This is a genomic window from Neisseria sp., assembly GCF_041804105.1.
GTDB lineage: Bacteria > Pseudomonadota > Gammaproteobacteria > Burkholderiales > Neisseriaceae > Neisseria.
In genome coordinates this window covers 25,436-50,538 of the sequence record NZ_JBHCJY010000136.1, presented here as the reverse complement: position 1 = coordinate 50,538, position 25,103 = coordinate 25,436, and the positions used below count along the sequence as shown (strand labels likewise).

16 protein-coding genes and 2 pseudogenes are annotated in these 25,103 nt (G+C 53.9%); 4 read left to right on the top strand and 14 right to left on the bottom strand.

Annotation, left to right across the window (positions count from 1 at the left end; all coding sequences use genetic code 11):
• Window positions 1-175: 175 nt before the first annotated feature.
• From nrdB to gatC, 10 genes are all read right to left on the bottom strand, one after another.
• Window positions 176-1,309: a class Ia ribonucleoside-diphosphate reductase subunit beta gene (nrdB, locus tag ACEYDX_RS11605; RefSeq protein ID WP_373742190.1), complete on the bottom strand. Its 1,134-nt coding sequence runs from the start codon at window positions 1,307-1,309 to the stop codon at window positions 176-178.
• A gap of 165 nt (window positions 1,310-1,474) precedes the next feature.
• Window positions 1,475-2,083, bottom strand: a complete 609-nt coding sequence (locus ACEYDX_RS11600; protein WP_373742174.1) for a hypothetical protein — start codon at window positions 2,081-2,083, stop codon at window positions 1,475-1,477.
• Window positions 2,084-2,262: 179 nt separating this feature from the next.
• The gene (gene nrdA, locus ACEYDX_RS11595) at window positions 2,263-4,542 is read right to left on the bottom strand and encodes a class 1a ribonucleoside-diphosphate reductase subunit alpha (protein WP_373742173.1); all 2,280 of its coding nucleotides are present in this window, start codon (window positions 4,540-4,542) and stop codon (window positions 2,263-2,265) included.
• 523 nt (window positions 4,543-5,065) lie between these two features.
• A complete protein-coding gene (locus ACEYDX_RS11590; protein ID WP_373742172.1) occupies window positions 5,066-5,701 on the bottom strand; it encodes a DUF1294 domain-containing protein in 636 nt (211 codons plus the stop codon).
• Window positions 5,702-5,772: 71 nt separating this feature from the next.
• Window positions 5,773-6,375: a peptidoglycan-binding protein gene (locus ACEYDX_RS11585; protein ID WP_373742171.1), complete on the bottom strand. Its 603-nt coding sequence runs from the start codon at window positions 6,373-6,375 to the stop codon at window positions 5,773-5,775.
• An 87-nt stretch (window positions 6,376-6,462) separates the two neighbouring features.
• The gene (gatB, locus tag ACEYDX_RS11580) at window positions 6,463-7,896 is read right to left on the bottom strand and encodes an Asp-tRNA(Asn)/Glu-tRNA(Gln) amidotransferase subunit GatB (RefSeq protein WP_373742170.1); all 1,434 of its coding nucleotides are present in this window, start codon (window positions 7,894-7,896) and stop codon (window positions 6,463-6,465) included.
• 81 nt (window positions 7,897-7,977) lie between these two features.
• Window positions 7,978-8,556: a hypothetical protein gene (locus ACEYDX_RS11575; RefSeq protein WP_373742169.1), complete on the bottom strand. Its 579-nt coding sequence runs from the start codon at window positions 8,554-8,556 to the stop codon at window positions 7,978-7,980.
• 90 nt (window positions 8,557-8,646) lie between these two features.
• Window positions 8,647-10,095 carry an Asp-tRNA(Asn)/Glu-tRNA(Gln) amidotransferase subunit GatA gene (gene gatA, locus ACEYDX_RS11570; protein ID WP_373742168.1) on the bottom strand — a complete coding sequence of 483 codons (1,449 nt, stop codon included), beginning with the start codon at window positions 10,093-10,095 and terminating at the stop codon, window positions 8,647-8,649.
• A 146-nt stretch (window positions 10,096-10,241) separates the two neighbouring features.
• Window positions 10,242-10,751, bottom strand: a complete 510-nt coding sequence (locus ACEYDX_RS11565; RefSeq protein ID WP_373742167.1) for a hypothetical protein — start codon at window positions 10,749-10,751, stop codon at window positions 10,242-10,244.
• A 106-nt stretch (window positions 10,752-10,857) separates the two neighbouring features.
• The gene (gene gatC, locus ACEYDX_RS11560; protein ID WP_373742166.1) at window positions 10,858-11,148 is read right to left on the bottom strand and encodes an Asp-tRNA(Asn)/Glu-tRNA(Gln) amidotransferase subunit GatC; all 291 of its coding nucleotides are present in this window, start codon (window positions 11,146-11,148) and stop codon (window positions 10,858-10,860) included.
• A 347-nt stretch (window positions 11,149-11,495) separates the two neighbouring features.
• Here gatC and ACEYDX_RS11555 point away from each other — a divergent pair, with 347 nt between their 5' ends.
• On the top strand, window positions 11,496-12,902 hold the full coding sequence (locus ACEYDX_RS11555; protein WP_373742165.1) for a PepSY-associated TM helix domain-containing protein: 1,407 nt from the start codon (window positions 11,496-11,498) through the stop codon (window positions 12,900-12,902).
• 83 nt (window positions 12,903-12,985) lie between these two features.
• Here ACEYDX_RS11555 and ACEYDX_RS11550 read toward each other — a convergent pair.
• The 4 genes and pseudogenes from ACEYDX_RS11550 to ACEYDX_RS11535 all read right to left on the bottom strand — a co-directional run.
• A pseudogene (locus ACEYDX_RS11550) lies at window positions 12,986-13,090 on the bottom strand (IS3 family transposase); the annotation flags it as partial.
• Window positions 13,091-13,159: 69 nt separating this feature from the next.
• Window positions 13,160-13,773 (bottom strand): annotated as a pseudogene (locus tag ACEYDX_RS11545) (IS1595 family transposase).
• Between the two features lie 294 nt (window positions 13,774-14,067).
• Window positions 14,068-14,751, bottom strand: coding sequence for a 16S rRNA pseudouridine(516) synthase (locus ACEYDX_RS11540; protein ID WP_373742164.1), 684 nt, complete (start codon window positions 14,749-14,751; stop codon window positions 14,068-14,070).
• 77 nt (window positions 14,752-14,828) lie between these two features.
• Window positions 14,829-15,719 carry an outer membrane beta-barrel protein gene (locus ACEYDX_RS11535; RefSeq protein ID WP_373742163.1) on the bottom strand — a complete coding sequence of 297 codons (891 nt, stop codon included), beginning with the start codon at window positions 15,717-15,719 and terminating at the stop codon, window positions 14,829-14,831.
• A 634-nt stretch (window positions 15,720-16,353) separates the two neighbouring features.
• Between ACEYDX_RS11535 and glgB the strand changes: the two genes are divergently transcribed.
• The 3 genes from glgB (at window position 16,354) to glgC (ending at window position 24,800) form a co-directional block, all read left to right on the top strand.
• Window positions 16,354-20,625 (top strand): 1,4-alpha-glucan branching protein GlgB, encoded by a 4,272-nt coding sequence (glgB, locus tag ACEYDX_RS11530; protein WP_373742162.1) that lies wholly within the window; start codon window positions 16,354-16,356, stop codon window positions 20,623-20,625.
• A 451-nt stretch (window positions 20,626-21,076) separates the two neighbouring features.
• The gene (gene glgX, locus ACEYDX_RS11525; RefSeq protein ID WP_373742161.1) at window positions 21,077-23,083 is read left to right on the top strand and encodes a glycogen debranching protein GlgX; all 2,007 of its coding nucleotides are present in this window, start codon (window positions 21,077-21,079) and stop codon (window positions 23,081-23,083) included.
• A 379-nt stretch (window positions 23,084-23,462) separates the two neighbouring features.
• The gene (gene glgC / locus ACEYDX_RS11520; protein WP_373742160.1) at window positions 23,463-24,800 is read left to right on the top strand and encodes a glucose-1-phosphate adenylyltransferase; all 1,338 of its coding nucleotides are present in this window, start codon (window positions 23,463-23,465) and stop codon (window positions 24,798-24,800) included.
• The last annotated feature ends 303 nt before the right edge of the window (window positions 24,801-25,103 follow it).

Below are 25,103 nucleotides of genomic sequence, written 5' to 3'. Positions count from 1 at the left end.
TAAAAACGGAATTTTTGAAAAAATAATACAAACGCCGCTGAATGCGCCGAATGCGGATGAAAAGATGAAAATAAGATTTTCGATTATACCACAATGTTTCCGCGCGACACCCGCTCATATTTTCAGACGGCCTATGGGCGGTTGTGCGGTGGAACGAAAGCGGCCGGCAGGTTTTTTAAAGCTCGAAATCGCCCAAATCGTCGGCACTCACTTCCGCGTCAATCTGGCCGATCAGGTAGGACGAAATTTCCACTTCCTGCGGGGCGACCTGAACATTGTCGGACGAGAGCCATGCGTTAATCCACGGAATCGGGTTTTGCGAAGCGTTGGCAAAGGCCGGTTGCAGGCCCACGGCGGCCATGCGCAGATTGGTGATGTATTCGACGTATTGGCTCAAAATCTCTTTGTTCAAACCGATCATCGAGCCGTCTTTAAACAGATATTCGGCCCATTCTTTTTCCTGCATCGCGGCTTTTTTGAACAGCTCGAAGCATTCCTGTTCCAATTCGGCGGCGATTTCGGCCATTTCGGGGTCGTCCGCACCGCTGCGCATCAGGTTGAGCATGTGCTGGGTACTGGTCAGGTGAAGCGCTTCGTCGCGGGCGATGAGTTTGATGATTTTGGCGTTGCCTTCCATCAGTTCGCGTTCGGCAAAGGCAAACGAGCAGGCGAAGGAAACGTAGAAGCGGATGGCTTCGAGCACGTTCACGCACATCAGGCAGAGATACAGTTTTTTCTTCAACTCGCGCTTGTTCACCACCACGGTTTTGCCGTTTACACGGTGCTCGCCTTCGCCCAGCAGGTTGTAATACTGGGTGTATTCGATTAAATCGTCGTAGTAACAGGCGATGTCTTCGGCGCGGGCGATGATGTATTCGTTTTGCACGATGTCGTCGAACACAACCGAGGGGTCGTTTACGATGTTGCGGATGATGTGGGTATAGCTGCGCGAGTGGATGGTTTCGCTGAAGCTCCACGTTTCAATCCACGTTTCCAGCTCGGGAATCGACACCAAGGGCAGCAGTGCCACGTTCGGGCTGCGTCCCTGAATGGAATCGAGCAGGGTTTGGTATTTCAGGTTGCTGATGAAAATGTGCTTTTCATGCTCGGGCAGGTTTTGGTAATCGATGCGGTCGCGCGACACGTCGATTTCTTCCGGCCGCCAAAAAAACGACAACTGTTTTTCAATCAGCTTTTCGAAAATCTCGTATTTCTGTTGGTCGTAACGCGCCACGTTTACCGGTTGGCCGAAAAACATCGGCTCTTGCAGGGCGTTGTTTTTTTCTTTGCTGAACGTGCTGTAGGACATGACTAGGTGTTCGCAGGACATGGTTTTTTTCTCTAAGATAAAACGGTTGATTTGTTTGATATTCGGATTTTCAGACGGCATCAATGTAATTGGGATGCCGTCTGAAACATTGTTATCAATATGGTCGCACTCCGAGATCGGATTTATTGATGCGTTGATTGTTTTTTATTGTTTCTGAAGCAGTAAGCCTATTTTGCTGTTGGGTGTATTGGCTACTGTGGGAACGATGTCGTCAGCGGTAAATGGCTGTCCGTCGGCTCCCAGTTCGCGCAGATAATAATGATTCTGTCCGACCCGTTCATAATAAAACTCGCGTACATGGGCGGCATCTTTTATTGAGAGCGGACTGTGATTCTGCTGTTGGGTCCAAGACTCCTGTAATACTTTTAGAGATTCGGGATAAGTGCCGTGTTGTAATTTATAAAACTCAATCAGTGGCGGTAAGTCGTTTAACAGAATCTGTGTGAGTTGATTTGTGAGTTGATTTCTTGAATCGGCAAAAATACCGTCTTGTTTAGAGGCGATATGAAACAAAGAGCCATATATGGAGACGGTCAACACAATGCCGATAATCCCTAAAGCCAAAACGGGTTTGCCGCCGTTTTTCCATTCAAACGCACCCCAAATAACCGCAATGATGGCGAACGGCCAGCCAACAAAGGGAAACCACGAAAAGATAAGCGACAAGCCACCGATGATGTAGGCAAAAATGCTGATTTTTTTGCGGAGTGGTGCAGGGGTATTTGGGGAAGTGTTTGCGGAGTTCTCGGTCATGGTTTGAAACTTTCGCCTGACATTCAACGGATTAATATATTGTGCTTATGGAAAGCATGATTAAAGTCCCCATTCTTGGTGTTCTGCTTTGGGTTTTCAGACGGCCTTTCCCTAATCAGGCCGTCTGAAAATTTCAAGTACGCGTTAAATGCTGGGTTAAAACTCAGCCTACGCTCCTCTTAAATCTTACACGCTCCGCCCGCGCAGCCGTCGTCTTGGATATCGGTTTGGGTGTCGTCGGCACCGTCGCGGGTGTTGTGGTAATACAGGGTTTTCAGGCCGAATTTGTAGGCGGTGAGCAGGTCTTTCAGCAGCTGCTTCATCGGCACGCGGCCGCCTTCGAAGCGCTGCGGGTCGTAGCTAGTGTTGGCGGAAATAGCCTGATCGACAAACTTCTGCATCACGCCCACGAGTTTCAGGTAGCCGTCGTTGGAAGGCATCTGCCACAACAGTTCGTATTGGTTTTTCAGGCGCTCGAATTCGGGCACTACCTGTTTCAAAATGCCGTCTTTCGAGGCTTTTACCGAAACCAGTCCGCGCGGCGGTTCGATGCCGTTAGTGGCGTTGGCGATTTGCGAGCTGGTTTCAGACGGCATCAGTGCGGTTAGGGTGGAATTGCGCAGACCGTGTTTGACGATGTCGGCACGCAAACCCTCCCAATCAAGATGCAGCGGCTCTTGGCAGATGGTGTCCAAATCCTTTTTATAGGTGTCGACGGGCAGTTTGCCTTGTGCATAGGTGGTTTCGTTAAACGCCGGGCAGGCGCCGAATTCTTGGGCGAGCTGCACCGAGGCTTTGAGCAGGTAATATTGAATCGCTTCAAAAGTGCGGTGGGTTAAGCCGATGGCGGAATCGTCGCTGTATTTCACGCCGTTTTTGGCCAAATAATAGGCATAGTTGATCACGCCGATACCGAGGGTGCGGCGGTTCATGGTGGCGTGACGTGCGGCTTTAACGGGATAGTCTTGGTAATCGAGCAAGGCATCGAGCGCGCGCACGGCCAAATCGGCCAAGCCTTCGAGTTCGTCCAAACTTTCCAGCGCGCCGAGGTTGAAGGCCGACAAGGTGCACAGGGCAATTTCGCCGTTTTCGTCGTTGATGTCGTTTAACGGCTTGGTCGGCAGCGCGATTTCCAAACACAGGTTGGACTGGCGCACCGGCGCCACTTTCGGGTCGAACGGGCTGTGGGTGTTGCAGTGGTCGACGTTTTGGATGTAGATGCGGCCGGTGCCGGCGCGCTCCTGCATCAGCAGCGAAAACAGCTCGGTGGCGGGCACCACGCGCTTGCGGACGGCGAGGTCTTGCTCGTATTGGGTATAGAGGCGCTCGAATTCGTCTTGGTCGGCGAAGAAGGCGTCATACAGGCCGGGCACTTCGTGCGGCGAAAACAAGGCGATGTCGCCGCCTTTAATCAGGCGGGCGTAGAGCAGGCGGTTAATCTGCACGCCGTAATCGAGGTGGCGCACGCGGTTGTCTTCCACGCCGCGGTTGTTTTTCAGCACCAGCAGGCTTTCCACTTCGATGTGCCACAAGGGGTAGAACAAAGTGGCCGCACCGCCGCGCACGCCGCCTTGCGAACAGGATTTAACGGCGGCCTGGAACATTTTGAAGAACGGAATACAGCCGGTGTGCTGCGCTTCGCCGCCGCGGATTTCGCTGCCCAAACCGCGGATGCGGCCGGCGTTGATGCCGATGCCGGCGCGTTGGGAAACGTATTTCACAATCGCGCTGGTGGTGGCGTTGATACTGTCCAGGCTGTCGTCGCACTCAATCAGCACGCAGCTCGAAAACTGGCGCGTGGGCGTGCGCACGCCCGACATAATCGGCGTGGGCAGGGAGATTTTGAAGGTGGAAACCGCATCGTAGAAGCGTTTCACATAATTCAGACGGCCTTCCTTCGGGTATTTGGCAAACAGGCACATCGCCACCAAAACGTAGAGGAACTGCGGCGTTTCGTAAATTTGGCGGGTTACGCGGTTCTGCACCAGATATTTGCCTTCGAGCTGTTTGACCGCGCCGTAGGAAAAGCGCATGTCGCGCTCGTGGTCGATGTAGGCGTTCAGTTCGTCGAATTCTTCACGGCTGTAATCGGCCAGCAGATGCTTGTCGTATTTGCCTGCTTCGACGAGTTTTGATACATGCTCGTACAGGTGCGGCGGTTCGAAGCGGCCGTAGGCGATTTTGCGCAGGTGGAAAATCGCCAAACGTGCGGCCAGGTATTGGTAGTCGGGCGTTTCCTGAGAAATCAGGTCGGCCGCGGCCTTGATGATGGTTTCGTGGATGTCGTCGGTGCGGATGCCGTTGTAAAACTGGATGTGCGATTTGAGCTCGACCTGCGACACGGAAACGTTGTCCAAGCCTTCCGCCGCCCAAGTGATGACGCGGTGGATTTTATCGAGGTTGATTTCTTCCAAACGCCCGTCGCGTTTGGTGACTTTCAGGTCGGTCGGTGCATTCATCTCTTTATTTTCCTAGATATAATTTTTCAGAGTCTGCGTACAGACCCCTAAAATACAAGATACGGTAGTATCCGGCTGGTTGGGACACAATATACTGTATTTTTTCGAGACCAGCCAGTCTTGACAAGCCGTCTGAAACGCGTTTGTTTTGCCGAAAAACAACCGTCCGTTCCGCAAAAAGGTACGCCCGTCGTTCTGCAAAAACCGCCGCAAAACCGCACCGTAGAAACGGGTTTCCCGTTTCGTGTGCATCGGTGCGGTTTCCGCATCCGTTTCGGGTAGAAAAACGGCGGGAGTCGGAAATCAGGCCGTCTGAAAATGTAAAATCCCATTGTCGTTTGATTTCGCTGGAATCTTTCGGCTTGACGGACGTGATTCGGGTAGGGCCGGTTTTTCTGACTGTGATTTGGTTAAAATGTGTAAAACAGGCTGGTGGTTGTGTCATATCCAACCCTGTCCGGCAACAAACGGACAGGCCGTCTGAATATGTTTTTAGACGGCCTGCAGCGTGGTGTGTATCGATTTAAAGCCAACCGTAAAAACCGTGTTGCGAAAGATAGACCAGCAGTACGATGTTCAGCGCAACCGTGATGGAAAATACCGTGCGGAACGGCTGTTTCTGCGATTTGTGGCGCAGATAATCCTGAGCGAGCAGCGCGCCCGGCCAGCCGCCGGCAAGCGCGGCCAGATGCAGCGTGTTTTCGGGCGTGCGCCAACGGCCGTTGCGCGCAGCGGTTTTGTCGTGCCAATAAAGGAAGAATGCAAGGGTGCTGGCGATGCCGTACCAAATGAAAACGTCGAAAGGCAGCATATCAACCCAAACCGCCGCCGGCAGCAGTACAACCCACAGGCCGACAGCCAAAAGGCTGCTGCGGATGCCGTCTGAACCTTTTCCTGTATTGCGGTGCTGCTTTGTCGCGATACGCGCGGCTTGCGGGTTTTGCACCTGCACGGCCATCAGTCTGCCTTTTTGTCCGTGCTGCGATACAAATACCACCGTTTCGCCTTCAGACGGCCTTTTGCCCTGCACGTGGTAGTCGCTGATGTGGAAGTAAACGTCTTCAGCGTGCGTACCGCTGCGGATAAAGCCGTAGCCTTTGGCATCGAACCAGCGGACGATGGTGCCGGTTTGCGGTTTGTTTGTGATGTGTTTTTTCATGGATTCCCTTGGCGTTATGTGAAAAGGCCGTCTGAAAAACGGTTTTTCAGACGGCCTGATTCAGGTGTGGATTACTGCGGATAGCGGCAACCGATATAGCCTTTGTCTAAAATTTCCGTTGTGAAATCTCCTTTAGACATGGCAGAAAAGCCGAAATATTTATTTACTTTGATTGTTTTGCTGGGATCGTCTATATGTTGTTCTTTGGCAGGAATGTCATAACCTAAAGTTTGCAGGTCTTTTGTGGCTACGTTTTTTCTTTCCAACATGCGGGTTAATCCTTGGACGGCTTCTATTTGTTTCTGTTGGTAAAGTTTGTGTAGTTTGGGATATTTCGACCAATCGATTTCCAAGTAGATTTCTTTGCTGGTGCGGAATACAACATACCGTCCTTCTACTTCCGTTTTGTCCAAGGGGTTGGTAAGGCGCACGTTGAACGGTAGACGGTAGCGGTAAGTAAGGGAGTTGAGTTCGTTGACAAAGCGCCCTTTGTTTTTTTCGGCTTTTTCATTGGGGCCTGTGAAATTTGTCCCCCAGTATAGGAAATCCAGCGATGATGATTTGCAACTCAATACGGCCTGTACGGCTTGCGGGGTAAAGGGTTTACCGGCGAAATCTTCGGCCATGGCGGGCATCGCAGCAATCAGCAGTGCGACGGAAAGTATTTTTTTCATAAGTTACCTTTCAATTATCTAAATATTTAACATAGGGATTTGGTTGGAGGCCGTCTGAAACTGTTTTAGACGGCTTGCCAACAGTGGTTAACCGGTTAACTTCGCCTTTACCAACTCCTGCACCTGCCCCGGATTGGCCTTGCCTTTGCTGGCTTTCATCACCTGGCCGACAATCGCGTTCAGGGCTTTTTCGTTGCCGGCTTTAAACTGCTCTACGGCTTTGGCGTTGTTGGCCAACACTTCGTCCACCATCGCTTCAATCGCACCGGTATCGGTAATCTGCACCAGACCGTGTTTCTCGATAATCTCAGCGATGCCCGCTTCGGGTTCGGCCCACATGGCTTCGAAGGCTTTTTTCGCCAGCTTGCTGCTTAGGGTGCCGTCTGAAATTTTGCCCACCAGTTCGGCCAGGCGCGGTGCGGTAATCGGGCTTTCAGACAGGCCTAAGCCTTCTTTGTTCAGCGTGGCGGCCAGTTCGCCGTTCATCCAGTTCGCCACCAGTTTGCCTTGTCCGCTGGCTTTGGCAGCGTCTTCAAAGAAAGCGGCCTGACCGCGGCTGGCGGTCAGCAGGCGCGCGTCGTAGTCGCTCACGCCGTAGTCGGCCACGAAACGCTGCGCCATTTCAGACGGCAGTTCGGGCATTTCGTCTTTGGCTTTCTGCAACTGGCCGTCTGAAATAATCACGGGCAGCAGGTCGGGGTCGGGGAAGTAGCGGTAGTCGTGCGCGTCTTCCTTCAGGCGCATCACGCGGGTTTCGCCCTTGTCGGGGTCAAACAGCATGGTCGCCTGCTGCACCTTGCCGCCGTCTTCCAGAATTTCAATCTGGCTTTCCACTTCGTAGTTAACCGCCTGCTCCAAAAAGCGGAACGAATTCAGGTTCTTAATCTCGCGGCGCGTGCCGAATTCAGACTGGCCTTTGGGGCGCACCGACACGTTCGCATCGATGCGGAACGAACCCTCGGCCATATTGCCGTCGCAAATGTCCAGCCAAGTTACCAGCCCGTGCAGGGCTTTGGCATAGGCCACGGCTTCGGCGGCGGAACGCAATTCCGGCTCGGACACCACTTCCAACAGCGGCGTACCCGCGCGGTTCAGATCGATGCCCGTCGCGCCGTCCAATCCCTCGTGCACCGATTTGCCCGCATCCTCTTCCATGTGCGCGCGGGTAACGTTGATGGTTTTCACCTCGTCGCCCACCACGATTTCCAGCTTGCCGTGTTCCACAATCGGCAGAGCCAACTGGCTGATTTGATAGCCTTTCGGCAGGTCGGGGTAAAAATAGTTTTTGCGGTCGAACACGTTTTTCTGATTGATTTTGGCATTCATCGCCAAACCGAGTTTCACCGCTTTTTCAACCACTTCGCGGTTCATCACAGGCAACACGCCCGGCAAGGCACACTCCACCACGCTGGCATGTGCGTTCGGCTCGGCACCGAAAGCGGTGGACGCACCGCTGAAAATTTTGGATTTGGTGTTCAGTTGGACGTGGATTTCCAGTCCGATTACGGTTTCCCAGGTCATAGGAGGGGGCTTTCTTTTTTAACTAAAAATAAATGATTGGGTCGATTGATGAATAAAAATTCATTCAGACTGCCTGAAACATCAGCCATAAGTCATTACACATTCCAAAACGGTTTGCTGTTTGCCGTTGCTGTTTGCGGGCAATAATTCGGCTTGCAGGATTTCGGTTTCGCCTTCTAATACAGGATTGGCAAAACGGCGTTTTTTGTATTTGCCTGCCAGCACGCGCCGCGCTTGGGCTGTCGGGGTATCAAGCAGCAAACGGTAATGGACTATGCCTGCGGTTTCTATATGGAATGTGTGGCTGTAATGGACAACGGGCAAGCCGTAGTATGTGCCTTTGAGTGCGAGCCGTACTTGGTCTATGGTGTAGGCGGTGTCGTTATGCTCGCTCTTGCCAATGGTAACGCGGTGAAAAGTAGGCCGGCTTGCGGCTTGTACGCGATAGGCGGCAGGCAGTTTGATGCTCGGGCGGACATCGGCTTGCGGTGCGGTTTTTTGGTCTATGAACTCTTGCAGGCTGCTTTCCAATTCGCTAAACGGCGGGCTTTCTAATCGGCAGCCTTGTTCCCATGATTTGAAAACGCCCGACCAGTCGGCACTTTTGGCATAGGTAAACGGGGTAATGAGCAGGCATAGTGCGGCAAATAGGGTTTTCATGTTTTTCCCTAATGGTTTTAGTGTGGGATTTTTCAGGCTGCCTGAAATTTTTCAGACGGCCTTTTAAGTTTTCAGGCAGTCTTGCCGCAATCACGCCGGCGATTGGGTATGCCAATCACTATTCTGCTGCATCTGATGCGCCGCGCCCAAAATCCTGGCTTCGCTGAAATAGTTGCCGATGAGCTGCACGCCGATGGGCAGGCCGTCTGAACTGAAGCCTGCGGGCAGGGTCAGGGCGGGGAGGCCGGCGAGGTTGACGGCGATGGTGTAGATGTCGGACAGGTAGGCCTGCACGGGGTCGTGGTTCAGCTCGCCGAGTTTCGGTGCGGCGGTGGGGGCGGTGGGGGCGAGTATCAGGTCGCATCGGGCGAAGGTCGTCTGAAAATCGTTGGCGACGAGGCGGCGCAGTTTTTGGGCTTTCAGGTAATAAGCGTCGTAATATCCGTGGCTGAGTACATAGGTGCCGATCATGATGCGGCGTTTGACTTCGCTGCCGAAGCCTTCGGCGCGGGTGTTGGCATACATTTCGTCCAAGTCGCCGAATTTTTCCGCGCGGTGGCCGTAGCGCACGCCGTCGTAGCGGGAGAGGTTGGTGCTGGCTTCGGCTGAGGCGAGAACGTAGTAGGCGGGGATGGACAGTTCGGTTTGTGGCAGGGAAACTTCCACCAGTTCGGCACCTTGTGCCTGCAACAGGGATTTGGCGTTTTCCAAGGCCGTCTGAACGTCGGCGCTGTTGCTGGCGGTGAAGTATTCTTTGGGCAGGCCGATTTTGAGACCTTTGAGCGGGGCGTTCAGGTCGCGCGTGTAGTCTTCTTTTTCGCGCTCGAGGCTGGTGGAGTCGCGTTCGTCGAAACCGGCCATGGCGTTCAACAAAATCGCACAGTCTTCGGCGGTTTGCGCCATCGGGCCGGCTTGGTCGAAGCTGGAAGCGTAGGCGACCATGCCGAAGCGGGACACAATGCCGTAGGTGGGTTTGATGCCGGTGATGCCGCAATGCGAGGCGGGCTGGCGGATGGAGCCGCCGGTGTCGGAACCGAGCGCGGCGGGGGCAAGGCGTGCGGCGACGACAGCTGCGGAACCGCCCGACGAGCCGCCGGGTACGCGTTCAAGGTTCCACGGGTTTTTGGTTGCGCCGTAGAACGAGGTTTCGTTGGTGGAACCCATAGCGAATTCGTCCATATTGGTGCGGCCGAGGGTGACCATGCCTGCGTCGAGCAGGTTTTGCACGACGGTGGCGGTGTAGGGCGCGACGAAGTTGTCGAGCATTTTGCTGGAACAGGCGGTGCGCCAGCCGGTTTGGCAGAAAATGTCTTTGTAGGCGACGGGGACACCGGTAAGCAGGCCGCCTTTGCCCTGCGCGATGCGCTCGTCGGCGGTGCGGGCTTCGGCCAGGGTCAGGTCTTTGTCCAAGGTGATGTAACCGTTGAGGGCAGGGTTTCGGGCGTCGATGGCAGCGAGGTATTCCTGCGCGAGTTCGACGGCGGAGATTTGCTTGGTTTGCAGCAGTTCGGCTGTTTGTTTGAGGGTGTAGGCGGGCATGTCAGTCTTTCTTGTCAGGCCGTCTGAACAGGTTTTCAGACGGCGTTTCATTCGGTTTTCGGCAAGCCGGCTCGAGAGATGGTTGCATTTCAGACCGGCTGCTTGGGCATGGAGGCAAATGGGTTCGGAGGGTTTTCAGACGGCCTTTATCTGCTGGTCCTCAGTTTGTCCATCCGGTCGCAAACCGCCTGAACCACAGGGTCTGTGCGCTGCATGGCGGCGCGTTCTTCGCGTTCGGCATCGCTCCATTTGCCGTATTCGATGGGCAGGGGATTGTCGTTGAGCAACAGGGGGGAGCCGTCGGCAGCGAAATGGGCGGTGGCGAGAATGTCGTTGTAACGCAGTTTGCCGCAATGTACGGTGGCCAGCTCACGGGTGGCATTGACACCTTCGTAGGGCTGGTGGTAGTCGAAGCCGTTGACGACGAGAAAAAAGCCGGGGCGTTTGGCATCGGGCTGGATGCTGTCGGCGTAGAAATAACCTTTGCCGAATCTGTCCATGCCTTCGGCTGTGGCTTCCGCTTTTTCTTTATACGGGAGTTTGATCAGGCCGGCGGCCAAAGGGTTGGAGGTTTTTTCTTTGGCGGTAACGGCAGCGCCTGCACTCATTGAAGCCAGCAGTGCGGCCAATGCGGTAATGGTGGTAACGGTTTTCATGGCATTTTCTCGCAGGCCGTCTGAAAAACATTTTCAGACGGCATCAATGTTTTAATCGGCAGCTTCAGAACGTTGGTGAGTTTTCATCGGATGTTTGCAGATGTCCTTATTCTTCAATGACTTGCGGCACGATATACAGGCGGTTGCGCACGTCGGGGGCGACGGCCTGATATTCGGCGGCGCGGTCGGTTTCGGTAACTTTGTCTTCGCGCAGGCGCAGGGAGGCTTCGTGCGGGTGCGCCATCGGTTCGATGCCGTCGGTATCGACGGCGCGCATTTTCTCGACCAAGGCGAAGATGTTGTTCAGTTCCTGCAGGGTTTGCGTTTTTTCGGCTTCATCCAGATGCAGGCGTGAGAGACGGGCGATTTTTTCCACGTCGTCGAGTGTGAGGGACATAAAAAATCCTTGGAAATAAACGGGCGGACAGCCATCCGCACAAGTGTCGGAAAGTGCCTGCGATTATAACTGAAAACGGACATCGGGGGCATGGTGGTTAGGGTGGGGCGGCGAGAGGGGCGGGCCGTCGGCGGGATATGCGAATGGGGATGTGCTTGAGCGGTCAACAGGCTGTCTGAAAATAATGCTTTCAGACGGCCTGTCGGCATATTGTAGTCATAAGGTGGTAGTTATGAAGTATAAAAAGCACGAAAATGCTTGGATTTGCTGTTTAAACGGATTATCTTGCATGTGCGGCAGTAGGCAGGCCGTCTGAAAAAACGATAAACGGCAACACAGGGAATATCATGAATCCGAATACCGAAAAACAGAAAGCAACCGCAGGCAGTCGTTATTTTGCGGTGTGGCGTTGGCATTTTTATGCGGGTTTGTTTGTGGTGCCTTTTTTAATGTTTCTTGCGGCAACGGGGCTGATGATGGTTTTGTCGGCTAACATCGAAGGCAGGGAAGGGGAGCGGATGCAGGTGCGGCCGCAAGCGGCGGTCAGGCCGTTGTCGGTGCAGGCGGAAGCGGCACGCAGGGCGGTTCACCCCGACCGTGCTTCAGTAGTGCAGTATATCGCGCCGCGCGCGGCCGACAAGGTGGCGGTGTTCCGTGTTGACGCGGAAGGTAAGGCGATGATGGTATTGGTAAATCCCTACACTGCAAAAGTGCTGAAAATTTTCCCGCGCCACGGCAATATTTATCATTTGATGGACGAACTGCACAGTGATCTGATGATGGGGAAAGTGGGCGATTATCTGTTGGAAACAGCCGCTTCGCTGACGATTCTGATGGTGTTGACCGGCCTGTATCTGTGGTGGGCAAAACATAAAAGCCTGCGTAGGATGCTGTTGCCGCTGTTCGGCAAAGGACGTTCATGGTGGCGGAACATACACGGTGCGCTCGGAATATGGGTATCGGTGTTGCTGCTGCTATTTTGTGTGTCGGGCATTGCATGGGCGGGCATTTGGGGCGGAAAAGCCGTGCAGGCGTGGAGCCGGTTTCCGGCGGGAAAGTGGGGCGTCGAACCGATACCGCGGTCTGATGTGGTTACCCACGGGCAGCTTTTAAACGACGGCAAGACAAAGGAAGTGCCGTGGGTGCTGGAACTGACGCCGATGCCGGTTTCCGGTTTGGTCAAAGGTTCAGACGGCATCAAAGCAGGAGAGCCGCTGACTTTGGAAACGCTTGACCGCTATGCGCGGGAAACGGGGTTCGAAGGCCGCTACCAGCTTAATTTTCCGAAAGGCGAAACTGGTGTGTGGACGCTGAGTCAGGATTCGATGAGTTATGACCATCCCAGCCCGACCATCGACCGTACGGTGCATATCGACCGTTACAGCGGCAAAGTGCTGGCCGACATCCGTTACGGTAATTACAACTGGTTTGGCAAATTCATGGCCGTCAGCATAGCGCTGCATATGGGAACGATGGGTTGGTGGAGTGTGGCGGCCAATGTGGCGTTCTGCTTGGCGGTTATCTTTATCTGCATTGCGGGTTTTGTGATGTGGTGGAAGCGCCGACCTGCGGATTCCGTCGGGTTGGTACCGCCTGCACACAAAACGGGTGTGCAGGTATGGTGGGGAATGGCTGTGCCGCTGCTGCTTGTCGCAGTGGTGTTTCCGACGGCAATTATCGCCATTTTAACCATGCTGTTGTTGGACTGGCTGTTGGTGTCGCGGTTTGAAGGATTGAGAAAAAGGTTAAAATAACGGCTCGGCTCAATAGTAGGGCAACAGGCCGTCTGAAAAATATGAACTGTCCCCCCAATACTTAGACAAGTTAAGAATCTTTCTCAAACAGCCTTTTCAAGCTGGGTTCTGTAGCCGACAGGACTCAGCTTTTTTAAGTTTAAACCAATCCGTTCATGATTGTAGTAATGTATGTAATCATCTAGGCTCTAGACTAGCAGCTTTATATAAATTTACTTTAAAAGCCCCCAAAGTTCGTGACTCAGTTCATCAGAGTTTCAGTTCCATCGCCATTCGCATTCCTTCAGGTGCAAATCAAAATTTTTGGTTACGCCGTTGAATTTGGTGAGCCTTCGTTTGGTAAAACTCCAAAAGCTTTCAATACCATTGATGTGCCTGATACCATCTGCAAACTCATTTTGTCCGTGATTAACGCGCAAATGTTTAGAGTAGCCGACATCGACCAAGCCGCTATAACCGCGCCGGCTATCAGAATAAATAACACTCTCCGGAGAGACCTTTCCCAATATAACAGCTTGAAGTGTCTGCTTTTTGCAATCAGGAACGATTTCGGTATAAACCCTGCCGTCTCTTTCGAAAATACCAAACACGGGTTGTTTAAGTGTTCCTCTGCCACGCTTTAACTTGCCATGGAAACCGCGCTGCCGTTTGGCACCAAAATAGCTTTCATCAACCTCTATGCTGCCGTATAGCAGGTCTTTTTGCTCGCTTTGGCAGCGGTATATTTCGTGCCTGAAAATGCCATACCAGCGGTTGATGGTATTACGATTGAAGCCTGTCAGCAAAGCGGTTTTTGAGGCTTCTATATCGACACAAAAATGCTTGATAATTTTTTGAGCTGGTAGTCACTTAACTTGGTGTTATATTTCATTTTTCTAGTCTAACAGAGCTATTCTGCTAGTCTAGAGCCAATATAATTAAAAATCAGAGATAAAAAAAACCATCTATACTAAGGGGAAAAGTATAGATGGCCAAACACATTACGGGGAAAACGTCTTACTCACTTACTCACTCCTTTCGGAGCAAGTGTTACTCAGACAGGCGAATTATATATTAGTTCACGCATTTGAGTGATAAATCTTGTTAAGATGGAAATTGTAAAATTAGTCTTTTGATTTTAAATGATAAAAAATATACCGTCTTTTTAAAAATTTTCTGAAATACGCTACACTTCGATGAATTTCCACTCGCCGGAGGCCATATCTTGCGTATCCCAGATTCCGAATTTTTCGCGGTGGAGCCGTTCGACCCGGTTGCCTGCGGCTGCAACCATGCGTTTGACTTGGTGGTATTTGCCTTCGGTAATGGTCATGATAAGTGTGGTTGGGCTTTCCAAAACGGCTTCGGTTGCGGATACGGTTTCATTGTCGTCATGCAGTAAAACACCCTGTTTCAATGTGCGGCAAAGCGTTTCGTCGGCAGGATGCTTGAGTGTTACGCGGTAGATTTTGGGCAGTTTGTGTTTAGGAGAAGTGGCGCGGTGGTTAAACTGGCCGTCATTGGTAATCAGCAAAACACCGGTGGTATCGGCATCGAGTCTGCCGACGGCCTGCATTTCGATATTGCGCATATGGGCGGGAAATAAACTGAACACGCTCGGATAATCGCGCGGTTTGTGCGATGTTTCGTAATTGGCGGGCTTGTTGAGCAAAATATAGAAATAGGGCAGGGGAATAACGGTAAGTTCTTCTCCGTCGATTTTTAGAGAGCGGATTTCAGATGGCGTAAGCGTATCTTTTGCATTGTCGCAGATTTTACCGTTGAGGGTGATGCAGCCGTTGTCAATCAGCCATTGGCACTGCTTACGGCTGCCGATTCCTTGGGCTTGGAGGTATTTGAGCAGTTGCATTTGAATATGCGGAAAAGGTTTCAGACGGCCTTATTGTACTGCAAGGCCGTCTGAAATGCTTGAAGCGTTTGGTTGGGTTAGAACGAATATTGCAATTTCATACCTGCTTCGTGGGTATAGTTTTTGGGTTCGTATGAAGCCAAATAAGCATTATAAATAGAAGAATAATGAATTGCATCATCTGATCTCTTCACTCTCCAGCCACGATAGAATGGAGTGACACTAACTTTAGACCGGTTGGCAAGTTTTTTCGAAACAGGTACTTCGATTTCGATACCTTGTCCACCAGATTGTTTCATTTCTACTGATTGGCCTGATGGATAAGAGTATTGGCGGCCGCGCAGCATATGGTTATAGGAAATACGCGGTGTAATTTCGAATTGTGCAGGCAGGGCAATATTCATGCCGGTGCTGATTTGTGCATATGTAGTTTGTTGTTTTCTATCGCGGTGGCCTTCTGTAGCCTCTGAAGCACGGGTATTCAAATCTCGTAATACGCGATGTCCGAGGCCGGCTCCTGCCGTAATACTGAGACGTTCATTAATGGGATGGGTATATTCGTATGATGCCCGTAAGTCATACACTCGGCGCGGAGAATTGGTAAATTTATATTCGCCAAAAGAGCCAATGGTGCCGGTAGTGGGATCCATTAACCTGCCCGTGTAATCTGATTTGCCTCGTGAATAACGACCTTCGAATTTGGCAGAGTGCCGATTGTTAAAATGGTACTTGACTCCACCAGTCAGCGACCAAAGATTACTTTTCTGTTGCATCAGACGCTCACCGTTGCTGAGGCCGCGAAATGAATTATCATCGCTTGAATATTCACGATAGTTCTCGTTATAAAACTCGGTTCCGACAGTGAATTCCACTGGGCGCACGGGTTGGGTGCCGGTATCGGAGGCATAGACGCTGGTTACGGTAACAAGTGTTAAAGCAGCCAAGCTTGACTTGATGTTATTTGTCATAAGTTTAATTCCTTCTTTTGATTGTCAAAATTATAAATGGCTTACGATATAATGCAGAAACATTTTAATAAATTAGCCAAGCCAAGTAAACATCCGTTTGGCTTGAAAAATAACCGTTTATTTTTGTTGTTCTGTGTTGTAGAAAAGGATTAGACATATTGTTTTTTTATAATTCCCATTTCATTTGAATTATTTTTGTATGGTGCTTTGTAGCGATGTTAATTGGTTTTGTTTTGATAAACAATTAATGGAAGTTACCATTATTTTTGTATAGGAGGGAGCTCAGAGTTACGATAATTGAGAAGCTGATATGTTAAAAGGGTATGGGAAAATAGGTGTTTTATTTTTTAAAGGTACAGGGATGTGTAAAAGGTAATCGGTGGTTTCAGGCGACCTGTGTCTGTGCTGAGAATCTCCAACACTATCATAGGTTTTATAGGATAATAACTCCAAAACCCATCGTTCCCCCGTCGGAAAATACGTTCAAACGAGACAGTTGGTGTGGATGATGCAGGGCCGTCTGAAACGGGTTTGCGCTGTTTCTTTTGCGCTGGGTCAGAGAGTACGGAACTACATTCAAACTGCTGCTGTTTCTGTATTAAGATGTACAGCAGACTTCACTTCAAGGCTTACCATGAATCAGGAATTTAACGCGGAAACTTATGCTGCGTACGGTATCGATGCGGGTTATCACGATATTTACGGGCATTATCACGAAACGAAACCGGAAGTTGCGGCTGCTTTGGCGGCTGCGTTGGATGCGGTGCCGGATACGGAGGACGGTTTCGATGGTGCGGCGGCGTTGCGTGCAGGGGAAGGGCTGCGTGTGGCGCTGCCGCACGGTTTTTCTGCGGGTTGCGGTTTGGTGTTGGAAGATGAGGAGGGTGTGGAACATGCTGTGGAGGCGGTGTTTTCAGACGGCCTTGTGTATGCGGCGGCCGACGGTTTGGCGCAGGGTTATTATACGTTGTGTGCTTCGGAAGGCGGCCGGTCGTTTAAAAGCTTGATTGTGGTGGCGCCTGATGCGGTTTACCGTCCGCAGCCGCTTTCAGACGGCCTGCGCATGAACGGGCTGACGCTGCATCTGTACAGTCTGCGTTCGAAGCAGAACTGGGGCATCGGCGATTTTTCCGATTTGGCGCGGCTGTCTGCGTTTGCGGGGGAGCGGGGGATTGACTTTGTCGGCATCAATCCGCTGCATGCGCTGTTTACGCGCCATCCGGAGTTTGCCAGTCCGTACAGCCCGTCATCGCGCGAGTGGCTGAATCCGGTTTATCTGGACGTAGGCAAGCTGGGTGCGTTCTGGTATTCGGAAGAGGCGGGAAGCTGGCTGAAACAGCAAAAGGTGAAACGCCGCATTACTGCGCTGCGCAAGGCGGAAACGGTGGATTATGCGGCGGTATGGAAGCTGAAGTACGAAGCGCTTCAGACGGCCTTCGCCGCATTCGACAAAGATACGGGCAAACCTGCGCGCGACGAGCGGCGGCTGTTTAAGGCGTTTGTGAAAGAGAAGGGCGCGGCTTTGGAGGGTTTTGCGCTTTTCGAGGCGCTGAACGAAGTGTTCGGCGTGAGCGCGGAAGCGGGCTGGACGGCTTGGCCTGAAGCCTATCGGAATCCGAACAGTAAGGAAGTGAAGGCGTTTGCCAAGGCCAATAAGGATGCGGTGCGTTTTTATATGTGGCTGCAATGGCTGTGCGCCTGCCAGTGGGACGAAGTGCGCGAGGCGGCGGAAAAACACGGCGTGCAGGCGGGCATTTACGGCGATTTGGCGGTGGGCGCGGCTAGGGGCGGGGCGGCGACCTGGCTCAACCGCGCGGATTACTGCATGGATGTGTCGGTGGGTGCGCCGCCCGACCCGCTGGGGCCGTCGGGACAAAACTGGAACCTGCCGCCGCTCAACCCCGTGATGCTGCGTAAAACGGGTTTTGCCGCCTTTATCCGCCTGCTGCGCGAAAACATGAAACTGTACGGCGTGTTGCGCATCGACCATGTGATGTCGCTGTGCCGCCTGTGGTGGGTGGTGGGCAGTCAAACCGCCGACAACGGTGCGTATGTGCATTACGACAAGGAAATCCTGTTTGCCGTGCTGGCGTTGGAAAGCTGCCGCAACCGCTGCATCGTTATCGGCGAAGACTTGGGCACGGTGCCCGACGAGGCGCGCGAGCTGCTCAACCGTTATCAGGTGTTTTCGTATAAAGTGGTGTACTTCAGCCGCCACGCGGGCGGTTTCGAGCTGCCGCAGCATTATCCGGCCCAGGCCGTTACCGTCACCAGCACCCACGACGTTGCGCCGCTGGCGGGCTGGTGGACGGGACGCGATTTGGAAACCATGCGCCGTTTGGGTTCGCTTGCCGACGGCGGGGCTTTTCAGACGGCCTTAACACAGCGCGGACGCGACAAAGCCGATTTGTTCCGCGTGTTGAAAGAAACGCACTGCCTGCCGCACGATGCGGAAATGCCGTCTGAAATGGACGGTGCGCTGCTGGCAGCGGTACACCGTTTCGGCGCCGAGTGCAACAGCAGGCTTTACGCCGTGCAGATTGAAAACCTGCTGGGTATGTCTGACAACCTGAACGTGCCCGGTGTGGCGGCGGGTTATCCGAATTGGGCGGTGAAACTGCCTGTTTTACTGGAAGATTTTCCGCAACACCGGCTGATGTCGGAACAACTGTCTATGATTGAAGAGGTCAGAATGAGAAAAAACCATCCCCCCAAAGCCTATCACGAACTCGACCGCCAAGAACGCGATACGGTCGACAGCTTCTTTTTGGCAACCCACGGCGACCCGTTCGCCTATCTCGGCCGCCACACCCTGCCCGAAGGCGGGGAAGTGGTACGGGTGCTGCGCCCTGATGCGCTGCGCGTGGACGTGGTTGACCGGGAAAGCGGCAAGGTGGTTGCGGAAGGCCAGAAAATCGACGAACGCGGTTTCTTCGTGGCCATGCTGCCCGACAACGCGCCCAATTACGCCCTGAGCGTGCAATATTCGGCCGGTGAGGATGCCGTAACGGAAGAAGACCCTTACCGCTTTTGGTCGCACTTGGGCGAAATCGACCAATGGCTGCTGGCCGAAGGCCGCCATCTGAGGCCGTATGAAACTTTCGGAGCGCACCCTGTCGAAATCGACGGCGTAAAAGGCGTGAACTTCGCAGTATGGGCGCCGAACGCGCAGCGCGTTTCCGTGATTGGCGAGTTCAACCATTGGGACGGCCGCCGCCATGCGATGCGCCGCCACCAAAGCACGGGCATTTGGGAAATCTTTATTCCCGCCGTTCCTTTCAACGCGCTCTATAAATTCGAAATCCGCGATGCCAACGGCAACGTGCGCGCCAAGTCCGACCCGTATGCGTTTGCGGCGGAACTGCGCCCGACCACCGCGTCCGTGGTGCGCGGTTTGCCCGAAAAAGTCGAAGCCCCCGCTTTCCGTGCCAAAGCCAACGCCATCGACAGCCCCGTCAGCATTTACGAAGTGCATTTGGGTTCGTGGAAGCGCAATCCCGAAAACAATTTCTGGCTGACCTACGAACAGCTTGCCGAAGAATTGGTGGGCTATGTGAAAGACATGGGCTTCACCCACATCGAGCTGCTACCCGTGTCGGAATACCCGTTCGACGGCTCGTGGGGCTATCAGGCCACCGGCCTCTACGCGCCGACCAGCCGTTTCGGTTCGCCGCAGGAATTACAGGCATTGATTAAAGCCGCGCACGATGCGGGTATCTGCGTGATTCTCGACTGGGTGGTCGGCCATTTCCCGACCGACGACCACGGCCTCAACCATTTCGACGGTACGCCGCTTTACGAACACGCCGACCCGCGCGAAGGCTACCATCAAGACTGGAACACCCTCATTTACAACTTCGGCCGCAACGAAGTGAAAAACTTCCTGCAAGGCAACGCCCTGTATTGGATTGAGCGTTTCGGTTTCGACGGCCTGCGCGTCGATGCCGTCGCCTCGATGGTGTACCGCGACTATTCGCGCAAAGAAGGCGAATGGATTCCCAACCGATACGGCGGACGCGAAAACCTCGAAGCCATCAACTTTCTGCGTGACACCAACACCATGCTGCAACAGGAAGTACCCGATGCCGCCGCGATTGCCGAAGAATCCACCTCGTTTGCCAACGTCACCCGCGCCGAGGGCTTGAATTTCCATTACAAATGGAACATGGGCTGGATGAACGACACCCTGAGCTACATGAAAGAAGACCCCATCAACCGCAAATACCACCACAACAAAATGACCTTCGGCATGATGTACCAGTACAGCGAAAACTTCATCCTGCCCCTGTCGCATGACGAAGTGGTGCACGGCAAAGGTTCGCTGTTGGGCAAAATGCCCGGCGACTGCTGGCAGCAGTTTGCCAACCTGCGCGCCTACTACGGTTTCATGTACGGCTTCCCCGGCAAAAAACTCCTGTTTATGGGCGACGAATTCGCACAAGGCCGCGAATGGAACTATCAGGAAGGGCTGGACTGGTTCCTGCTCGACGAAGAAGGCGGCTGGCACAAAGGCATGCAGGATTACGTGCGCGAACTGAACCACGTCTATAAAGACCACGCTCCGCTGTACCAGCTCGACCAGTGGCCTGAAGGCTTCGAATGGCTGGTGGCCGACGACGGCGAAAACTCCGTCTATGTTTTCGAACGCCGCGACCGCGACGGCAATTCCGTCATCGTCATCAGCAACTTTACCCCCGTCGTGCGCGAGAACTACCGTTTCGGTGTGAATCAGGCGGGCGGATACCGCGAAATCCTGAATTCGGATAACACGGAATACAAAGGCGGCGGCGTCAGCCCGGGCAAACTGGTCGAAACCGAAGCCGTCGAATCGCACGGCAAAGCGCAGTCGCTGTCGGTTACCGTTCCGCCGTTGGCGACGGTTTGGCTGTATCGGGAAAAGCAGTAACAACGCAGTGAGTTTCAGACGGCCTGCCGCAGCTTAAGGCCGGCCGTCTGAAAACCTTATCCAACCAAAGCCGCGCACAATATCAAACCGATAAGAAAGCCTGAAACAGCGTCGGAAAAGCAGTAAAAGTGTTTCAGACGGCCTGCGCAGCTTAAGGCCGTCTGAAAACCTTATCCGACCAAAGCCGTGCACAATATCAAACCGATAAGAAAGCCCGAAGCAGCGTCGGAAAAGCAGTAAAAGTGTTTCAGACGGCCTGCGCAGCTTAAGGCCATCTGAAAACCTTATCCGACCAAAGCCGCGCACAATATCAAACCGATAAGAAAGCCCGAAGCAGCGTCGGAAAAGCAGTAAAGCATTTCAGACGGCCTATCGGCAGTTTAAGGCCGTCTGAAAAAACCATGTCCGACCAACACACAATCAAACCGGAAAGAAAGCCCGAAGCATCCTCATGACCCGAAGCAGAAAACATTCTCCGAAACCGAAAATCCAGCCCGGCAAACCTTATCCCGTCGGCGCGACCGTCTGCCCGAACGGGGTCAATTTCGCGCTGGCATCGGGCAGTGCAGAAAAAGTCGAGCTTTGCCTGTTTGATTCAGACGGCCTGGAAACGCGGCTGGATCTGCCTGCGAAAACGGGTGCGGTGTTCCACGGTTTTGTGGCGGGTATCGGCGCAGGGCAGCGTTATGGCTACCGCGTACACGGAGAAAGCAATCCCGCGGACGGGCGGTTGTTCAATCCGCAGAAACTGCTGGCCGACCCGTATTCGCGCCGGATCGACGGCAAGCCCGTTTACGGAACCGCCGAAGAAATGGCGTGGTACCGGCCCGAAGACATGCGTGACAATGCCGCCGTCGCTCCGAAAAGCGTGGTGACGGACGACGGTGCGTTCGACTGGGGCGGCGACAAAGCCCCCGACACGCCGTGGGCGCAAACCGTGATTTACGAAGTCCATGTGAAAGGCTTCACCAAACAGTTTCCCGACCTGAAAAACGCGGGCACTTACCTTGCCTTGGCCGACAAGCGCGTGATTGCCTACCTGAAATCTTTGGGCGTAACCGCCGTGGAGCTGCTGCCCGTGCAGCAGCATCTCGACGAATACCATTTGCAGCGCATGGGCTTGCGCAATTATTGGGGCTACAACACTTATTCCCATTTCGCCGCCGAGCCTGCCTATGCCGCCGATGCGGAAAATGCCGCCGACGAACTGCGCCGCGCCGTAAAAGCCTTGCACAAAGCGGGCATCGAAGTGATTTTGGACGTGGTGTACAACCACACCGCCGAACAGGATTCAGACGGCCCTATGCTCTGCCAGCGCGGCATCGACAATCCCGCGTGGTATTGGATGGACGGGCAGGGCGGTTATGAAAACTGGTCGGGCTGCGGCAACACGCTCAACCTGGCCCGCCGCGACGTTGCCCGCTGGGCGGCCGACAGCCTGCGCTATTGGGTGGAAGCATTCCACATCGACGGCTTCCGTTTCGATTTGGGCACCATTTTGGCGCGCGAACCCGATTTCCGGGCCGACGGACGGTTTTTCCAAATGCTCTACCAAGATCCCGTGCTCGCGCGTGTGAAACTCATCGCCGAAGCGTGGGATCTCGGCCCCGACGGTTACCGCGTCGGCGGTTTCCCCCATCCTTTCGCCGAGTGGAACGGCCTGTTCCGCGACGACATGCGCGCGTTTTGGGTGTGGGAAAGCGGCAATCTGGGCAAATTCGCCGAACGGCTGGCCGGTTCGTCCGACATCTTCCGCCACAGCGGCAGAAGCCCGTCGGCCGGCCTGAACTTCATCACCGCCCACGACGGTTTCACGCTGAACGATTTGGTCAGCTACAACGAAAAACACAACGAAGCCAACGGCGAAAACAACCGCGACGGCCACAACGAAAACATCAGCTTCAACCACGGCGCGGAAGGCGCAACCGACGATGCGCACATCCTTGCCGAGCGCGAATACACCGCCAAAGCGCTGCTGGCTTCGCTGCTGCTGTCCAACGGCACGCCCATGCTGCTGGGCGGCGACGAATTCGGCAACAGTCAGCAGGGCAACAACAACGGCTACTGCCAAGACAACGAAACCGCATGGCTGACCTGGCCGTCTGAAAACCATCCCCTTCAGGAATATGTGCGCCAACTGACCACCGTGCGCAGGCAAATCGCCCTGCTGTCGCAGCAGGACGCATGGTGGGACGGCGGCAGCGTAACATGGCTCAACACCGACGGCCTACCCATGAGCGAGCAATGCTGGCACAACCACGGCATCAAAGCCATGCAGGTATTGATGGAGGGCGGCTGGCTGCTGCTGGTCAATGCCAAAAAAAGCCGCCAAACCTTTACCCTGCCCGAAGGAAAATGGCAGGAAGCATGCGCCCCGTCGCCCCGCTACACCTGTTCAGACGGCCTGTGCACGGTGGAGCATATGGGGCTGTGGGTGTTTAAAGATCAGGCCGTCTGATAAACGCCGTCTGAACGAATCCGTAGCGTAAACCTGCCAAAACGGCGCTATTTAGGCCGTCTGAACAGGACAGGGTTGTACGGGCAAACAACTCCGAACAACATGGTAGGTACGGTTAGCCGCCGAATGCGGCGTAATCGTACAAACCGGCGGCAGGCGTTGCAAGGCCGTCTGAAAATACCGTATTTGAATGATATGCTGTGTATGGATGTGTTGGGCAGTCGATACCGTCATTCCCGCGCAAGCGTGAATGACGAAAGTAAGCATAAACTTCCTATCCGAACGCAGCCAAAAACAACGACACACACAATAAAAATTCCGACGGCACGCGCATTTCATCTAGGCACGTCCGTTCCACCCAAAAGCAAAGGAGAAACTCATGAATCAAATCCACCAGGACAACCCCGCTTATGCGGTCGACCGCGTATTCAGCGCCGCCGACATTGCAGCCGACACGCTCGTGCTGATTTTGGCGGGCGGGCGCGGTTCGCGCCTGCACGAAATGACCGACCGCCGCTCCAAACCGGCCGTCTATTTCGGCGGCAACTGGCGCATCATCGACTTCACCCTGTCCAACTGCCTGAATTCCAACCTGCTCAAAATCGGCGTGATTACCCAATACGAAGCCCATTCGCTGCTGCGCCATCTGCAGCACGCATGGTCGTTTATGCCGCGCGACCGTGGCCAGTTCGTCGATATGTTGCCCGCGCGCCAGCAGGTGGACGAAGAAATGTGGTACCGCGGCACCGCCGATGCGGTTTGGCAGAACGTCAGCATCATGAAAGAACACTACAAGCCGAAATATGTGCTGATTCTGGCGGGAGACCACATCTACAAGATGGACTATATGCAGATGATCCGCGACCACATCGCGCGCGGGGCGAAGTGCACGGTGGGCTGCATTGAAGTCAAACGCAGCGAAGCCAAAGAGTTCGGTGTGATGGCGGTCAACGAAAACCTGAAAGTGCAGGACTTCGTCGAAAAACCGGCCGACCCGCCCGCCATGCGAGAAAAACCCGATTCGTCGCTCGCATCGATGGGGATTTATGTGTTCGATGCCGACTATCTCTACCAAACGCTCGAGGCCGAAGTCGCCCGCCCCGACACCCACCACGATTTCGGCAAAGACGTGATTCCGCGCGCTTTGCGCGAAGGCGTGCTGTATGCCCACCCGTTTGAGCGTTCCTGCATGGGGCGCAACGCCGAGGGCAGCATCTACTGGCGCGATGTCGGCACGCTCGACAGCTACTGGCGCGCGCACATGGATTTGGTCACCGAATACCCGCAGCTCAACCTGTTCGACCGCTCGTGGCCGGTGCGCGGCCTGCCGTCGCAGCCGATGCCGAGCAAGTTTTTCTATAAAAACCAGCACAGCCGCACCATCGACAATTCGATGATCAGCGGCGGCTGCCTGATTACCGATGCCGAAATCAGCTCGTCGGTGCTGTTTGAGCGCGTTACCGTGGACGAAGGCTCGGTCATCGACCGTTCCGTTGTCCTGCCGCAGGCGAAAATCGGCAAAAACTGTACCGTGCGCAACTGCATCATCGAACGCGCCTGCGTGATTCCCGACGGCATGCAGATCGGTGTCGATCCGGACGAAGACGCGAAATATTTCCGCATCAGTTCCGGCGGCAGCGTGGTGCTCGTTACCCCCGCCATGCTGGAAAAACGTGCGCGCGATCAGGACAAGTTTTCAGACGGCATGGGCATCTGACCGGCAGGTACGGCCGGACGGTATGCTGTAACCGTATCAAACGGTTGCCGCAAAGGCCGTCTGAAACAGCCGCACCGCTTGTCCGCATAAACGCCGTCTCTGCCTGAAATTCAGGCAGAGACGGCGGCAAACGGAAAAGGTGCGGCCAAGTCGCAGCCGTAAGTGTATAGGCCGCCGCAGTATTAGGCCGTCTGAAAATCCGCCTGTCCGTCGTTACGGCGGACAGTGTCCGATAAGGGACGGTCTTGCCTGTCCGAACCGAAACCGTCTGCAAACCGAAACATTGCTTTCAGACGGCCTGAA

Coding starts and splice junctions, on each gene's coding strand:
- nrdB (WP_373742190.1), bottom strand. CDS start 1,309: ATGTCCTACAGCACGTTCAGCAAAGAAAAAAACAACGCCCTGCAAGAG.
- ACEYDX_RS11600 (WP_373742174.1), bottom strand. CDS start 2,083: ATGACCGAGAACTCCGCAAACACTTCCCCAAATACCCCTGCACCACTC.
- nrdA (WP_373742173.1), bottom strand. CDS start 4,542: ATGAATGCACCGACCGACCTGAAAGTCACCAAACGCGACGGGCGTTTG.
- ACEYDX_RS11590 (WP_373742172.1), bottom strand. CDS start 5,701: ATGAAAAAACACATCACAAACAAACCGCAAACCGGCACCATCGTCCGC.
- ACEYDX_RS11585 (WP_373742171.1), bottom strand. CDS start 6,375: ATGAAAAAAATACTTTCCGTCGCACTGCTGATTGCTGCGATGCCCGCC.
- gatB (WP_373742170.1), bottom strand. CDS start 7,896: ATGACCTGGGAAACCGTAATCGGACTGGAAATCCACGTCCAACTGAAC.
- ACEYDX_RS11575 (WP_373742169.1), bottom strand. CDS start 8,556: ATGAAAACCCTATTTGCCGCACTATGCCTGCTCATTACCCCGTTTACC.
- gatA (WP_373742168.1), bottom strand. CDS start 10,095: ATGCCCGCCTACACCCTCAAACAAACAGCCGAACTGCTGCAAACCAAG.
- ACEYDX_RS11565 (WP_373742167.1), bottom strand. CDS start 10,751: ATGAAAACCGTTACCACCATTACCGCATTGGCCGCACTGCTGGCTTCA.
- gatC (WP_373742166.1), bottom strand. CDS start 11,148: ATGTCCCTCACACTCGACGACGTGGAAAAAATCGCCCGTCTCTCACGC.
- ACEYDX_RS11555 (WP_373742165.1), top strand. CDS start 11,496: ATGAATCCGAATACCGAAAAACAGAAAGCAACCGCAGGCAGTCGTTAT.
- ACEYDX_RS11540 (WP_373742164.1), bottom strand. CDS start 14,751: ATGCAACTGCTCAAATACCTCCAAGCCCAAGGAATCGGCAGCCGTAAG.
- ACEYDX_RS11535 (WP_373742163.1), bottom strand. CDS start 15,719: ATGACAAATAACATCAAGTCAAGCTTGGCTGCTTTAACACTTGTTACC.
- glgB (WP_373742162.1), top strand. CDS start 16,354: ATGAATCAGGAATTTAACGCGGAAACTTATGCTGCGTACGGTATCGAT.
- glgX (WP_373742161.1), top strand. CDS start 21,077: ATGACCCGAAGCAGAAAACATTCTCCGAAACCGAAAATCCAGCCCGGC.
- glgC (WP_373742160.1), top strand. CDS start 23,463: ATGAATCAAATCCACCAGGACAACCCCGCTTATGCGGTCGACCGCGTA.